The organism is Frankia sp. KB5 (assembly GCF_002099325.1).
Taxonomy (GTDB): Bacteria; Actinomycetota; Actinomycetes; order Frankiales; family Frankiaceae; genus Frankia; species Frankia casuarinae.
The window spans coordinates 33623-48973 of the sequence record NZ_MRUJ01000024.1 but is presented as its reverse complement, the minus strand read 5'-3'; the positions used below and the strand labels follow the sequence as shown (position 1 = coordinate 48973).

The following is a 15351-nucleotide window of genomic DNA, read 5'->3' as shown; positions in this document are numbered from 1 at the left end:
TGGGTATCGAGGTTGACCCGCTGCCGGCGCCTGCGGACCGGGGCATCGCCGGGCGGAAGCGTCGTGTGGAGCGGGGCCGGGCCGGACGGTAGATCRGGGCCGGATCGGCCTCGCCGTGTCACGTCGTCGGATCCCAACCATCGGATCCCAACCAACCGAGAGGCACAGGGACGCACCCCATGACCCTCGCGCCGTTGCTCGACGCGCTGATCGCCCGTCCCGGCGGGGACCCTGCCCTGGGCCAGGCGATCGGCGCGGTCGGTGAACCGGTCCTCGACCTCGCTGGTCCCGCGGCGTTGCGGCCCTTCGCCGCCGCGGCCCTGGCGGTCGGGGCCGACCGGCCGGTCCTCGCTGTCGTGGCTACCGGCCGGGAGGCCGAGGATCTGGCGTCGGCGCTCGGCAGCCTGCTCGGTCCCGATGTGGTCACGGTCTTCCCGAGCTGGGAGACCCTGCCCCACGAGCGGCTGTCCCCCCGGGCTGACACGGTCGGGCAGCGCCTCGCCGTGCTGCGCCGGCTCGCGCATCCGGCGAGCACCGGTCGGCCGCCACTGCGGATCGTGGTCGCGTCGATCCGTGCGGTGTTGCAACCCCAGGTGGCCGGGCTCGGCGAGCTCGCACCGGTCACCCTCGCCGAGGGCGATACGGCCGACCTCGACGGCGTGGTGACGCGGCTGGTGGACATCGCTTATCACCGGGTGGACCTGGTCGAGCGGCGCGGCGAGATCGCCGTGCGCGGCGGCATCCTCGACGTCTTCCCGCCCACCGAGGAACATCCGCTGCGGGTCGAGTTCTTCGGCGATGAAGTCGAGGACATCCGCCGGTTCTCCGTGGCGGACCAGCGGGCGCTACCGGAGGATGATGGCGCGACCGGTGGTGGCCGTGTCCTGTTCGCGCCGCCGTGCAGCGAACTGCTACTGACCGCGCAGGTGCGGGCGCGGGCCGCGGACCTCGCGACGCGCCACCCGGAGCTGCTGGACCTGCTCGACAAGATCGCCGACGGCATCCCCGTGGAGGGGATGGAGGCGCTCGCCCCGGTACTCGTCGACGCCATGTCACTACTCCTGGACGATCTGCCGGCCGGCACCCACGTGCTGGTCTGCGATCCCGAACGGGTCCGTTCGCGGGCGAGCGAACTGGTGCGCACGAGCCAGGAGTTCCTCGACGCGTCGTGGAGCGTCGCGGCGCTGGGTGGCGGCGCGCCGATCGATCTCGGCGCGGCCGCCTACCGATCGATCATCGAGGTCCGCGAGCGTGCGGAGGATCTCGGCCTGCCGTGGTGGTCGGTCACTCCCTTCATGTCGACCCCGGCAGGCAGCGACCGGGAACCGGCGGGCACCGGGCTGACGGGCGCCGCCTACGACGGGACCGAGTACGGCGACAACTACGGCGACAACTACGGCGACAACTACGGCGACAACACGGTGGTCGCCAGCCTCCGGCCCGCGCCGATCTACCACGGGGACACCGCGGCGGTCATCGCCGACGTCAAGGGCTGGCTCGCCGAGTCCTGGCGAGTGCTGCTGGTCACCGAGGGGCACGGTCCGGCGCAGCGCCTGGTGGAGATGCTGCGCGACGCCGACCTGGGCGCCGGCCTCGCCGAGGAGGCCACGCTCACTCCGGGCGTCGCCATAGTCACCTGCGGTCGGCTCGCCACCGGCTTCACCAGCGATACTTTGCGCCTCGCCGTTCTTACTGAAAGCGACATCGCGGGTGCCCGCGGGGTGAGCACGAAGGACATGCGGCGCATGCCGAGCCGGCGGCGCAAGGGCATCGATCCGCTCGCCCTGCTCCCCGGGGACATGGTGGTCCACGACGCGCACGGCGTCGGCCGCTACGTCGAGATGGTCACCAGGACCGTCGCGGGCGCCAAGCGGGAGTACCTTCTGCTGGAGTACGCCCGGGGCGACCGACTGTATGTGCCGACCGACCAGCTTGAACAGATCACCCGGTATGTCGGGGGTGACGCGCCGAGCCTGGACCGCATCGGCGGCGCCGACTGGGCCAAGCGCAAGAGTCGGGCCCGCAGGGCCGTCAAGGAGATCGCCGGTGAGCTGATCCGGCTCTACAGCGCCCGGATGGCTGCTCCCGGGCATGCCTTCGCTCCCGACAGTCCCTGGCAGCGTGAGCTGGAGGACGCCTTCCCGTTCCGAGAGACACCCGATCAGCTCGCCGCCATCGACGAGGTCAAGGCCGACATGGAGAAGCCGGTCCCGATGGACCGGGTAATCTGCGGCGACGTCGGCTACGGCAAGACCGAGATCGCGGTGCGGGCCGCGTTCAAGGCGGTGCAGGACGGCAAGCAGGTCGCGGTGCTGGTGCCCACGACGCTGCTGGTCCAGCAGCACTTCCAGACCTTCTCCGAGCGTTACGCCGCATTCCCGGTGGTGGTGAAGGCGATGAGCCGGTTCAACTCGCCCGCCGAACACAAGGCGGTGCAGGAGGGGCTCGCTACCGGCAGTGTCGACGTGGTCATCGGCACCCACCGGCTGCTGTCCGGGGAGAACCGCTTCAAGGATCTCGGCCTGGTGATCGTCGACGAGGAGCAGCGCTTCGGTGTCGAGCACAAGGAGCAGCTCAAGAAGATGCGCACGGCGGTGGACGTGCTCACGATGAGCGCCACACCGATCCCCCGCACGCTGGAGATGTCGATCACCGGCATCCGGGAGCTGTCGACCATCGACACTCCGCCCGAGGAGCGGCACCCGGTGCTGACCTCGGTCGCCGCCTACGACGCCCGTCAGGTGGCCGCGGCGATCCGCCGGGAGCTGCTGCGCGAGGGGCAGGTCTTCTTCATCCACAACCGGGTGGAGACGATCGACCGGGCCGCCGCCCGGCTGCGCGATCTGGTTCCCGAGGCGCGGATCGCCACCGCCCACGGCCAGCTGCACGAGGACGCGCTTGAGCAGGTCATGGTCTCCTTCTGGGAGAAGAAGTTCGACGTGCTGGTCTGCACGACGATCGTGGAGTCGGGCCTGGACATCTCCAACGCCAACACCCTCATCGTCGAGCGGGCCGACGTGTTCGGCCTGTCCCAGCTGCACCAGCTGCGCGGCCGGGTCGGGCGGGGCCGGGACCGGGCGTACGCCTACTTCCTCTACCCGCCGGACAAGCCGCTGACCGAGACCGCCCACGACCGGCTCGCCACGATCGCCCAGCACAACGACCTTGGTGCCGGAATGGCCGTGGCCATGAAGGACCTGGAGATCCGGGGAGCGGGCAACCTGCTCGGCGGCGAGCAGTCCGGGCACATCGCCTCGGTCGGGTTCGACATGTACGTGCGGATGGTCGGCGAAGCGGTGGCCGAGTACCGCAGGGAGGGGGTCGAGGAGCCCCCGGAGGTCAAGGTCGAGCTGCCGGTCGACGCGAGCCTGCCGCATGACTACGTGCCGAGCGAGCGGCTGCGGCTGGATGCCTACCGGCGGCTGGCCGGCGCCGCCACGGACGCCGACATCGACGAGGTGCGTGGCGAGCTCGTGGACCGGTTCGGTCCGGTGCCCGAACCGGTCGAGAACCTGCTGGCCGTCGCGGGCCTGCGGGTGCTTGCCCGGCGCTTCGGCGTCACGGAGATCATCACCGCCGGTCGCCAGATCCGGTTCGCTCCGCTGGAGCTGCGGGAGAGTCAGACACTCCGGCTGACCCGGCTCTACCGGGGCRCCGTGGTCAAACCGGCGGTGCGGACCGTACTCGTTCCCGCGCCGACCGAGACGGGGCGCATCGGTTCCCGGCCATTGCGGGACCGGGCCCTGCTCGTCTGGGTCGGCCAGCTCCTGCATGCGGTCGCGGGCGACTCGGTCGCCGCCGCGGCGGCCTCGATCTGACTCCTGGCGTAGGGCGCCGTACCGTACGCCACGCTGAGCGGATACCGTCTCGGCTCGTGAAGCTTTCCCGTCTCCTCGCCGGTGTCGGGCTCCTCATGCTCGTCGGTACCGGGTGCACGACCCATGCCGGGGCCGCCGCCCAGGTCGGTTCGCAGACCATCGGGACCTCCCAGCTGCGCGGCATCGTCGACCGTGGGCTCAAGGCCGCGCAGACGGTACCGATCCCGCAGACCTCGCAGTCGGCGTCGCAGAGTCTCAACCGGGGTGAACTCCAGCGACGAACCCTGACCACGCTCGTGCAGCTCGAATTGATCTCCGGTGAGGCGAAGCGGCTGGGGATCTCGCTGACCGGCCAGGACATCGCGTCCTACTACCAGGCGTACGCGATCCTGCAGTTCGGCAGCGTGAAGGCGTTCGAGCAGCGAGCCGCCGCGGCAGGCTTCGCCCAGCAGGACGTGGCGACGATCGTCCGCTCGGGAGCGTTCGAGTCGGCGCTCGGGGACAAGATCAGCCCGGGTGTCCTCGCCTCCGACGCGGACACCCGCGCCCAGTACGACAGCATCGTCGATCAGATCGGGAAGATCCCTCTCAGCTACCGGCAGGCCAAGCCCTACCTGGCTCGGTTCCTGGTGGCGGACAAACGGGCGACGAAGGTGCGTCCGCTACTCGCGCAGGCCGAGTCCCGGGATCCCATCTCGATAAACCCACGATTTGGTACCTGGGACACGAAGCAGTTCGCCGTGGTCGCCGCTGAGGGCTCGATCGCCAGCAAGCCCGCGCCCACGCCGATCCTGGACCTGACCACCCGATCCTGAGCGGACGGCGACATGTTGATGCGGATCACCGTGGTCGTCACCAGCCCCCGGGTGGCACCGGGAATTCTCACGGCCCGGGCGTGGGATGTCGTGCGCACGGTRCCCGTCCTGACCGCGAGCCCCACGCATCCTCAGCTCGCCGCGCTGCGGGCGGCCGGTGCGACCGTCCTGATCGTCGATCCCGGCGATCCCGGCGATCCCGGCGGTCTGGCCGGCGCGGTGACCCTCATCCGGGCCRCCCTGCCTGATCCCGCGGCGGCCGAGGTCGCCTGGCTACCCGATCCGCTTGCGCCGAACATCCTCGACTGCCTCCTCGACGAGGCGAGTGGATCCGGGGAACGCAACGATGCCGGCGTCGACGGGGTGACCGGGGTCGAAGTGACGAGCCTCGTGGCCACCAGGGAGCTGCCYGGCTCGAGCCTGTTGGACGCCGTCGCGGTCATGGACCGCCTGCGGTCGCCGGGCGGCTGCCCCYGGGACGCCGAGCAGACGCACACCTCGCTCGCACCGTACCTGGTCGAGGAGACGTACGAGGCGTATCAGGCGATCGAGGACGGCGATCTCACCGAGCTGCGCGAGGAACTCGGCGACGTGCTGATGCAGGTGCTCTTCCACGCTCGGATCGCCGCCGAGCGCGCCGACGACGGCTGGGACGTCGATGACATCGCGGCCGGTCTGGTGGCCAAGTTGATCCGCCGTCATCCGCACGTGTTCGGTGACGTGGTCGTGGACGGTCCGGCGAACGTCGTCGCCAACTGGGACGCGATCAAGGCGGTCGAGAAGGGGCGCGTCTCGGTGACCGAGGGTGTCCCACTCTCCCAACCGGCGTTGTCCCTCGCGGCCAAGCTGCTGAAGCGGGCGGCCGGCATCGGCGTCCCGGCGGATCTCGCGCTGACCGGGACGGCCGCGTGGGGTGTGACCGACGCGGGCGATCGGGTCACCGAGATCGCCGCCACGGCCGCCGTACTGGCCCGGTCGGGCACGGCGGGGGACGACCTGATCGGTGATCTGCTCTTTGCCGCCGTCGCGCTCGCCCGGACGGCCTCCGTCGATCCGGAGCGGGCCCTTCGGGCGACCGCCCGTCGCTTCCGGGACCGGCTGGCCGCCGTCGAGGGCACAGTCCGTGCCGAGGGCGCCGATCCGGCTTCCCTGTCCGACACCCGCTGGCGCGCAATCTGGCGGCAGCTACCCGGGTAAGCACCGATCACCGGCGCCCGATGCCAGGGAGTACCGGGTTGGCGAGCCTGATCGTGGGCGGGGCGTCGTGGCGGGTGCCGCGCTGGCCGGGCTTCTTGACCGGGTACTGGTTGTGGCGGGCGCGGCGGACGCGGCGGACGACGCGGGGTCTAAGATGCCCGTCTTCACCCCCGTGCCCATCGTGCTGAGGACTGCTGTCCGCCCCACGCAAGACCGTGTCCTGCGACACCCCCGCAGCCCGGGCCACCAGGCGAACAGGGACGAGCCAGCCCCGGCAGGGATCAGCCCCCAGGGATCAGCCCCAGAGCCGCTGGTACATCGCCGCCGCCGCGGGATTGATGGTGGGGTCGACCAACGAGGAACGGACGTTGTTCGGCACGGCATCGGGGAAGTACGCCTCGTAGGCGAGAATGTCCGCGTTACGCACAAACGTCTCGTGCATCTTCTCTATATAGACGGGGTTGTCCCCACCCGCGGCCCCGACCCGACCCGCCTTGGTGCCCTGCTGGCTGACCACGCCCCACTCCGGCACCGAGAACAGCTTGTGATGGATCCGCGCAAAGATGATCACCTGACAGAGACCGCCGGTCTCGTTGCACTGGTTGTCGAAGTCAGCGTAGGTCGGGCTCGGCGGGTACTGGTCGTAGCTGTCGACCCCGATGACGTCGACGTACTGGTCACCCGGGTAGAGATCGAAGGCGCCGACCGACGTGGTCGAGCCGTGGGCGTTGAGGTTCCAGTCGATGCGGACCCGCGGACTGGTAGCCTTGATCGCCGATGAGGCGTTACGGAAGCACTGCACCCACTGCTGCGGGTCCGTGGCCGCCCACGCGAACCACAGCCCGTTGAACTCCCAGCCCAGCCGGACGAACGAGTCGCCCCGCTCCATGCTCACCAGCCAGCGGCCGAACTGCCGCCACTCGGCGTCGTAGCGGCCGGCCGCGCAGTCGGCGAGGTTGCCCTTCTCCGGCCCCTCGTCCGGAAAGAGCGGCTGGCTGATGACCCATGTGCCGGAGAACCCGGCGAAGGTCGAGGCGCCGCGACCGATCCAGGGCTCGACGATCGCCCGCCAGCTGGACCGCTCGGTGTACATGACGACGACGTCGTTGGGCCGGCCACGGAATTCCGCCCAGCGGTTCGCCTGCGCCAACGTGTGCGCGGCGACCCCCGTGGGAAACTCACCGGTCGTGGCGGCCCGCTGCACCCGGGGCACGGTGACCGGCGGCTGGACCCCCGGTGCGGGCGAGGGGCCGGAGCTCGGCGACCGCGCGGGTGGCGACTGCGGCGGGGGCTGCGACTGCGGGGCGGACGTCGGGCCGCCGGCCACCGTGTCCGTGGGGTGTCCTCCGGAGGACACCAGAACCCAGGCGGTCAGGGCGGTCACGACCGCGATCGAGACCGCGACAAGCGGGAGACGCGGGATTCGGCCGGCTCGGCCCCCCGGGCGCGCAGCGATCCAACCGGCGACGCGAGACAGACGACCCGGGCCAGGTTCACCGCCGCCGTCCGCCCGAACACGCGCGTCCGGCACCGGCCCGTCCCAGACCGGCACGTCCCGGGCCAGAACGTCCCGGGCCAGAACGTTCGTGTCCGGCGTGTCCAGCCTCTTCCCGGCCGGGGCCTGCCGCCCGTGCCAATGGAACACGGTCGTGGTGGCGCCGTCCGGACGTGCCCGCACCGGGTCCGGCCGGTCCCCGCCGGGGGCTGTGACCGGGCCGCCATCCGCGTCGCGAGGAGCGCCGTCGCGGCGGATGTGGACCAGCTCGGTGGGGGAACCCTCGCTAGGGGAACGGAGGATCCGCGGCGTCGTGTCGCTTCGGCGACGGCGCAGCGGGAGCAGCCGGGCGTCCGGCCACTCGCCCCGGGACGGGGTCGGCATGCCGGCGCTCCCACCGGCGGGCCGCCGATCGGCCGAACGGGGCGGGTCCGTCTCGGAGTGATGCACCGTGCCGTCCTGGTCCGAGGATGGCGATCCGGCCACCGGCCAGCGACCAGCGGCCGGAGGGTCATCCGACCAGGAGCGCCCGCGCACCCGCATCACCCCAGTCGTACATTTCTATCTATAAAGTCATTTTTACTCATGTAGTGCAAAAGTGCGGCCAAGCGCGACACTCTCCCCGATCCGGTGGCTCGCAACGAGGTCCGCCATCACCGTCGACACCTGAGCCGAGGCTCGTTCGGTAATCCGAGAGTGATCGCTAAACAGTAACAACCACCGACGAAGTGCACCTTCGGCGGCCTCGGCTTATCACGCAGTGCAACGATCAGCCATCCGTAGACCAACCCTCCCGCTCCGAGAGAATTGTTCGACACGCGCACCCGACCCACCGAAACCGTCATCCGGTCCCGGAGCCAGGGAAGTCAGGGAAGTCAGACGCGTGGGAGGCCCGCGGGGCTGTGGGGTCTATGCCGCATACGCGGGTTCGTAGGGACACCGCCAGCCGGCAAAGGACCATACGGTACCGTTGCCACGGGTCACGCCCGCACGCACGTTCGCGGGCGAGCAGCGACGTCCTCACCCGCGTGGGAACGCGCCGCCCGCGCAGCCGGACCGCCCGGTGGYTGCCCCCACCGGTCACGACCAGCCGGCCCGCGGGACGGYTGCCCCGGATCACCCGGAGCGCGTCGCGGTCCCGCAACGACCAGGCCATTGACGCCCATCCGCCCCGAGTGCGTCCGGACCGGGGCATGAGCACGGGAGACGCAACAGCCTTGAGCATCGAGATCGCCCAGACCAGCGAGATTCCCGACGTGGCGGACATCCCCGTCGTGATCCTGTGCGGCGGGATGGGAACCCGGCTGCGGGAAGCCAGCGAGAAACTACCCAAGCCGCTGGTGGACATCGGCGGCAAGCCGGTGCTGTGGCACATCATGAAGACCTACGAGCACTATGGCTTCCGTAAGTTCGTGCTCTGCCTCGGCTACAAGAGCGATCTGATCAAGAACTACTTCCTCGCCTACCGTGCGCAGGTCGCCGACTTCACCCTCACGCTCTCCGACGACCACACCCCCCAGTTCCACAACACCGTGGGYGACGAGGCGTGGGAGGTGACCTTCGCCGAGACGGGCCTACTCACCGGAACCGGAGCCCGGCTGCGCCGGGTCGCCCAGTACCTGACCGGCCCGCGGTTCATGCTGACCTACGGCGACGGCGTGGGTGCCGTCGATGTCGGCGCGGTGCTCGCCGACCACCTGGCGTCGGGGCGGATCGGGACGGTCACCGGCGTCCGGCCGTCGAGTCGCTACGGCGAGCTGACCACGGACGGCAACGCCGTCACCCTCTTCGCCGAGAAGCCGCCGCAGACCGGCTGGGKGAGCGGGGGATACTTCGTCTTCGAGCGCGAGTTCATCGACAAGTACCTCGACGACGACCCGGCGCTGCTGCTGGAGCGTCACCCGCTGCAGCAGCTGGCCCGGGACAGCGAGCTGACCCTGCACACTCACGACGGGTTCTGGATGGGTATGGACACGTTCCGCGACTGGACCGAGCTGAACCAGCTCTGGGATTCCGGTGCCGCGCCCTGGCGTGTCTGGGCCGGCTGAGGTTCCGGACGGGTCCAGCGATGAGCGATTCCTCCCGCGGCTCCGGCGGTCCCGAGCCGAACGCTTCCCCCCTGAACGCTTCCCCCCCGAACGGTTCCGAGCCCGCCGACGCCGGCGAGTACGCGGCGACGGCAGGCGCCGACCCGGGTACGTGGCTGCACGACCTGGTCGCCACCCTGCTGCCCCCCATGCGCAGCATCACCGGGGACGGTGTCCGCACGACGCTCGCCACCGTCGCGCGGGCGCTCGGCCCGGAGCCCGCGCTCACGGTGCACGAGGTCCCCAGCGGGACACCGGTCCTGGACTGGACCGTGCCCCGGGAATGGAACGTCGCCTCGGCCCGGTTGACCGGCCCGGACGGCAAGACCGTCGTCGACGCCGCTGACAACCCGCTGCACCTGCTGGGGTACAGCACACCGGTCCGCGCCCGGCTGTCCCTCGACGAGCTGCGCCCGCACCTGTTCTCGATGCCGGACCGCCCGGACTGGGTGCCCTACCGGACCTCCTACTACACCGAGAACTGGGGCTTCTGCCTGACCGACCGGCAGCTCGCCGCGCTGCCCGACGGCGAGTACGACGTGGAGATCGACACCACCCTCACCGCGGGGTCGCTGACCTACGGCGAGATCGTGCTGCCCGGGACCACGGACGACGAGTTCCTCATCACGACCCACACCTGCCACCCGGCGATGGCGAACGACAACTGCTCGGGCATCGCCACGGCCACCCTGCTGGCCCGCACCCTGGCCGGGCTGCCCCGCCGGCACACCTTCCGGCTGCTGTTCATCCCCGGCACGATCGGATCGATCACCTGGCTCGCGCGCAACCGCGACACCGTCGGGCGCATTCGGYACGGGCTGGTGCTGACCGGCCTGRGCGACCRGTCGGACCCGACCTACAAGCGCAGCCGGCGGGGTAACGCCGCCGTCGACCGGGCCGCGGCGGCGGCGCTCGCCGAGACCGGGCGGCCRCACCGGGTCGTCGACTTCTCCCCCTACGGCTACGACGAACGGCAGTTCTGCTCCCCTGGCTTCGACCTGCCCGTCGGCCGGTTCGGGCGCGGCCAGCACGGCGACTATCCGCAGTACCACACGTCCGCGGACGACCTCGACTTCGTGACCCCGCAGTCACTGGCCGACTCGTTCGCGATCCTGCTGCGGACGATCGACATCTGCGAGCGCGACCGCATCTGGCGCAACACCACCCCGTACGGGGAGCCGCAGCTCGGCCGGCGGGGCCTGTACCGCGCCATCGGGGCCACCATGAACCGCCAGGCGATCGAGATGGGCCTGCTGTGGGTGCTGAACCTGGCCGACGGCACGCGCAGCCTGCTCGACATCGCCGACCGCGCGGACCTGCCGTTCGACACCGTCGCGGCGGCGGCCGATGCCCTGGCGGGCGTCGATCTACTCAGCGACGTCACCAGCAGCGACGTCACCAGCGCCGCGCCCGCGGGAGCCCGGCGGTGACCGACACCGCTGTCGCCGTCGCCAACGGTGCGGGGAGCACCGGGAACAGCGGCCCGGTCTGGACGATCGTGCTGGCCGGCGGCGGCGGCACGCGTTTCGGCGGGCCGAAACAGTTCTTCGACCTCGGGGGTGAGCCCCTGCTCGCCCATCCGGTCGCGGCGGCGCGGCCCGCCAGTGACGGCATCGTCGTGGTCGTCCCCGCCGCCCTGATCGGCCACTGGTCACCGCCGGACGGAGTGCGGATGGTCGCTGGCGGCGCCACCCGGGCCGAGTCCGTCCGGGCGGGGCTGGCTGCCGTGCCCGCGGACGCCGGGGTCATCGTGGTCACCGACGCCGCCCATCCACTCGCGACTCCCGCCCTGTACCAGCGGGTCATCGACGAGGTCCGCGCCGGCGCCGACGCGGCCGTACCCGGGCTCCCGCTCACCGAGGTCGTCAAGGAGATCCGCTCGACGGTGCTCGGCAGCCCCCCCGACGACACCCCCCGGTTGGTCACCGGGGCCTCGCTGCCGCGGGAGACTCACCGGCTCGTGCAGACCCCGCACGCCTTCCGGGCGGACCTGCTGCGCTCCGTGCACGCGGAGGCCCGCGAGGCCGTCGAGGACTCGGCGATGGTTGCCGCGGCCGGCGGCCTGGTCGTGGTCGTCCCCGGCGAGCCGGCGAACATCCATGTCACCACGCCGGACGAACTCGCCATGGCCCGGCTGCTTCTCACCCATGTTCGTTCCGAGGGGGAACCTAATGAGTTCGGTACTGGTCGAATCCACGCTGTCCGATGACGAGCGGCGGGCGAGGCTCTACGCCGGCGAGCTGTTCGTCTACGCGCCCAGGCCCGCGACGCGGGAGTTCGTCGAGTTCAGCCGCACCCTGATCCGCGAGGCCTTCGGCGATCTCGACCCCGAGACGGCGCAGTACCACATGCCGGTCGAGGACTACGCGGCCCTGCTCGCCGAGCTGAAGCCACGGTTCATCCACCACCCCACCTGCAAGGAACTGCTGCCGGCGATTCTCGCCGAGCACGGCTGCGACCTGTCGAAGACCTACTTCGACGTGCCCCGGCTGCGGACCTCGACGTCGGACGACTACCTCACCTCGGGCATCGCCTATGCCTTCCACCCGCACCGCGACACCTGGTACTCGGCACCGTTCTGCCAGCTCAACTGGTGGATGCCGATCTTCGACATCGTGCCGGAGAACGCCATGGCCTTCCACCCGCGCTACTTCTCCCAGGGCGTGAAGAACGGTTCCCGCGACTACGACTACTACGAGTGGAACGCGAAGAACCGGGCCGACGCCGCGAAGCACATCAAGTCCGACACCCGCAAGCAGCCCAAGCCCGAGGAGGAGGTGGAGATCTTTCCGCAGACCCGGGTGGTCGCCCCCTCCGGCGGCATAATGATCTTCTCGGCGGCCCAGCTGCACTCCTCGGTGCCGAACAACTCCGGCCGCACCCGGTTCAGCATGGACTTCCGCACCGTCCACTTCGACGACGTGGTCAACCACGTCGGAGCGCCGAACGTCGACGCGGAGTGCACCGGCACGACCATGCGGGACTACCTGCGTGGCACCGACCTGAGCCGGATTCCCGAGGACATCTGCCTGACCTACGACACCGCGCCGCCGCGGGAGGACGCGATGCTGGTGTTCTCCCACCAGAACGCATGACGGCGGCCCCGAACGGATCCGGCGCGGGCGACCCGGCGGCGGACGAGGTTCCGCTCGCCGGGCGGGTCGCCGTGGTGACCGGTGCGTCGAGCGGCATCGGCCGGGCCACCGCGCTGCGGCTGGCCTCGGGCGGAGCCACCGTCCTCGCGCTCGGGCGCGACCAGACCCGGCTCGACGCCCTCGGCAAGGAGGCGAGCGGTCCGGGCACCCTGACGCCGGTGCGCCTCGACCTGACCGATGACGCGGCCGTCGTCGCGTTCACCGCCGAGGTCACGGACCGCTACAGCCGCGTCGATCATCTGGTGCACAGCGCCGGCGCCTACGGAAGCGCCCGGGTGGACGCCGTGTCGCTGGCCGATCTCGACGCCCAGTACCTCGCGAACGTCCGAGCACCATACGCGCTCACCCAGCGGCTGCTGCCGGCGCTGCGGGTCGCCGGGGCCGACCGCGGCGCCGACATCGTCATCGTCAACTCCACCCAGGGCATCCGGGCCGGCGCGGGCACCAGCGTGTTCGCCGCCACCCAGCACGCCATGCGGGGGTTCGCCGACAGCCTGCGCCAGGAGATCAACGCCGACGGCATCCGGGTGACCACCATCCATCTCGGCCGTACGGCGACCCCAAGGCAGGAGGCGATCTACGCCCGGGAAGGCCGTGAGTACGCACCCGAGCTGCTCGTCCAAGCGGCCGACGTGGCCGATCTCGTCAATTATCTGATCCGGCTCCCACCCACCGCGGAGATCACCGAGCTGCACCTGCGGCCGGCGAAGAAGAGCTACTGACGCACTCACGCTGCGCAACGACTCGGGGCCCGTGGGCGCGCCAGAGCCCACGGGCCCCGAGGCCCAGAAGTCCGCCGACGGCGCGGTCCCGGACTCGGGACCGGAACCCCGGGACCGGAACCAAGATCCGGAAGCAAGATCCAGGACCAGGACGAACCGGCCTCCGCGGCCGCGGCGGAGCAGGTCAGCGGTGTAGCGTCCGGGTCCCGGGTGGCCGAGGGCATGTGTCCGCCCCGCCCCGCCGGAATCCAGATCTGCACGGATACGAACCGATGGCGGTCAAGCCTGACGACCGCTATTATTCATCGCCCGTGCCGGGTTCGAAGAGCCCCCCAGCAGCTGGCTGCAAGGCGTGACGGAGACGCAACCATGCGCTCCGGAAACGGCACGGAGACCACCTTGCGAGACGGCACGAGGGCCCCGGATAGACTGAATCGCCCACGCCGTCCRCCCGTAGCGCCAGCTAGCCGACCTGCCGACGCGCGGATGGGCTTCCATCGCCGGACCCCCGTCGCCGGACGCGGCGCCCGGGAGCCCACTGACCAGGAACGGGGGGGACGGGAACCAGTGGTCACCACCACGCTCACGACCAGGATTCCACGGTCGTGGGTGATCCCGACCCAGGAGGCCGGCAGCGGGAAGTCGGTCAACGACGCCACCTTCCGGATGCTGACGATCCTGCTCTTCTGCGAGATCTTCCTGCAACGGATCGCTTTCCCGGTGGGCGGTTCACAGGTCCAGGTAATCCTGCCGATCACCTATGTCTGCGCGGCCTTGATGCTGCGCCGCGGAGGTCTGACGTACAACTCCAGCCGGGTGACCACCTACCTCGTCGCGATGACGGCATGTTCGGCCTCGGCACTCGTCTGCTTCCTCCGCGAGAAGGACGACACGTCCTTCACCTCATTGCTGCTGCTGCTGGYGACGTACGTGCCGTTCGTCCTCGGCCTGCGCGGCGCGGACGCCCGCGCTCTCCTGCCCCGGCTGCTGGACCGTTTTCTGATCATGATCACGGTACTCGCCGGTCTCGCGCTGTTCCAGTTCGCCATTCAGCTCGTCGGCGTTCCGTACACCGACGTCGTCAAGGACATCGTGCCGTCGCAGTTCCTGATGCATGGGTTCAACACGTCCTACCCCGTGCAGTACGGCTCGTCGTTGTACAAGTCGAACGCCTTCATCTGCCTCGAGGCGTCATTCTGCTCACAGTTCCTCGGCTTCGGTATCGTGGTCTGCACACTGCGCAACGGCGGCTGGTGGCGCATGATCATGTTTGTGCTGGCCATCCTGAGCACCGTTTCCGGCACAGGTCTGCTCCTGCTGGCCTGCGCAGGCGTCCTGCTGGCCGTTCACAAGGGCGCCCGATTCGCGCTCACCGCCCTGCTCGGAGTGAGCCTCGTGGCGCTGATCATCAGCTTCACCCCGGCATCGAGCATCTTCGCCGCGCGTGCTACGGAGACATCCTCATCGACGTCCAGCGGCAGCCTGCGCTTCGTCCAGCCGTACCAGCGGACCTGGGACGCGCTCGGCAGCGACCCGATGACGGTGGCGTTCGGCTCGGGGCCCGGGTTCRCCGACCGGGACGCGGCCGCGTTCTTCTACCGCACCGGACTGCCGCTGAACTACGCCCTCCTGCCCAAGCTGATCCTCGAGTACGGCGTCGTCGGGACCACCGCGTTCATCGGTCTGGTGGTGGCGATGTTCGTACGCGGCTCGCAGTCGTTCGTGCTCTCCGGGTCGGTGTTGATCTTCTATAGCGTGCTGTCCGGAGGCCTGCTGGCCCCGGTTGTCACCGGGCTCGGCCTCCTGCTCGTCACCTGGTTCACGGTTACCCCCGAGGAGACCGTCAGGCTCCAGAGGGATCCGGGAGCGCCGTCACCGCGGATCCCACCGGCTCCCGCACCGGGCCGGTCCTTCGCCTCGATCTGACCCAGCGCGCAGCAGGCGCGCGACCGCACGCACCACAGCGCACGGATGGCGCCATCCGCCCATACCGCCATCCCTGCCCGTGCTCGTCTCGCCTCTCGCCTCTCGCCTCATCTTGGCAGGTAGGGCCATCGCGATG

Annotated in this window: 10 protein-coding genes; 9 read left to right on the top strand and 1 reads right to left on the bottom strand. The window is 70.4% G+C overall.

Annotation, left to right across the window (positions count from 1 at the left end; genetic code table 11):
* Window positions 1–179: 179 nt before the first annotated feature.
* From mfd to mazG, 3 genes are read left to right on the top strand one after another with little or no spacing between them, the layout of a single operon-like run.
* Complete coding sequence (gene mfd, locus KBI5_RS03070; protein ID WP_085014252.1) at window positions 180–3818, top strand: transcription-repair coupling factor; 3639 nt, start codon at window positions 180–182, stop codon at window positions 3816–3818.
* Between the two features lie 56 nt (window positions 3819–3874).
* Window positions 3875–4633: a SurA N-terminal domain-containing protein gene (locus KBI5_RS03065; RefSeq protein ID WP_023840073.1), complete on the top strand. Its 759-nt coding sequence runs from the start codon at window positions 3875–3877 to the stop codon at window positions 4631–4633.
* A gap of 12 nt (window positions 4634–4645) precedes the next feature.
* Complete coding sequence (gene mazG, locus KBI5_RS03060) at window positions 4646–5830, top strand: nucleoside triphosphate pyrophosphohydrolase (RefSeq protein WP_085014251.1); 1185 nt, start codon at window positions 4646–4648, stop codon at window positions 5828–5830.
* A 295-nt stretch (window positions 5831–6125) separates the two neighbouring features.
* On the opposite strand, the gene KBI5_RS03055 is transcribed toward mazG, so the two are convergent.
* Window positions 6126–7709, bottom strand: coding sequence for a glycosyl hydrolase (locus KBI5_RS03055; protein WP_023840071.1), 1584 nt, complete (start codon window positions 7707–7709; stop codon window positions 6126–6128).
* A gap of 809 nt (window positions 7710–8518) precedes the next feature.
* Between KBI5_RS03055 and KBI5_RS03050 the strand changes: the two genes are divergently transcribed.
* The 6 genes from KBI5_RS03050 to KBI5_RS03025 all read left to right on the top strand — a co-directional run bounded on the left by KBI5_RS03050 (window position 8519) and on the right by KBI5_RS03025 (window position 15215).
* Complete coding sequence (locus KBI5_RS03050; protein WP_085014257.1) at window positions 8519–9373, top strand: sugar phosphate nucleotidyltransferase; 855 nt, start codon at window positions 8519–8521, stop codon at window positions 9371–9373.
* A gap of 20 nt (window positions 9374–9393) precedes the next feature.
* Complete coding sequence (locus tag KBI5_RS03045) at window positions 9394–10842, top strand: DUF4910 domain-containing protein (protein ID WP_116289830.1); 1449 nt, start codon at window positions 9394–9396, stop codon at window positions 10840–10842.
* On the top strand, window positions 10839–11621 hold the full coding sequence (locus KBI5_RS03040) for an IspD/TarI family cytidylyltransferase (protein WP_011438306.1): 783 nt from the start codon (window positions 10839–10841) through the stop codon (window positions 11619–11621). The genes KBI5_RS03045 and KBI5_RS03040 overlap by 4 nt, the downstream gene beginning before the upstream one ends.
* Window positions 11584–12507, top strand: coding sequence for a hypothetical protein (locus KBI5_RS03035; RefSeq protein WP_023840069.1), 924 nt, complete (start codon window positions 11584–11586; stop codon window positions 12505–12507). Before KBI5_RS03040 ends, KBI5_RS03035 begins: the two co-directional genes overlap by 38 nt.
* Window positions 12504–13289, top strand: a complete 786-nt coding sequence (locus KBI5_RS03030) for an SDR family NAD(P)-dependent oxidoreductase (RefSeq protein WP_011438308.1) — start codon at window positions 12504–12506, stop codon at window positions 13287–13289. Before KBI5_RS03035 ends, KBI5_RS03030 begins: the two co-directional genes overlap by 4 nt.
* A 567-nt stretch (window positions 13290–13856) precedes the next feature.
* Window positions 13857–15215 (top strand): hypothetical protein, encoded by a 1359-nt coding sequence (locus tag KBI5_RS03025; RefSeq protein WP_241882624.1) that lies wholly within the window; start codon window positions 13857–13859, stop codon window positions 15213–15215.
* Window positions 15216–15351 lie beyond the last annotated feature (136 nt).

What these genes read in the sequence shown, in the direction of transcription:
- KBI5_RS03035 (WP_023840069.1), top strand. Translation starts at nt 11,584, where the DNA reads ATGAGTTCGGTACTGGTCGAATCCACGCTGTCCGATGACGAGCGGCGG.
- KBI5_RS03055 (WP_023840071.1), bottom strand. Translation starts at nt 7,709, where the DNA reads ATGCCGACCCCGTCCCGGGGCGAGTGGCCGGACGCCCGGCTGCTCCCG.
- KBI5_RS03030 (WP_011438308.1), top strand. Translation starts at nt 12,504, where the DNA reads ATGACGGCGGCCCCGAACGGATCCGGCGCGGGCGACCCGGCGGCGGAC.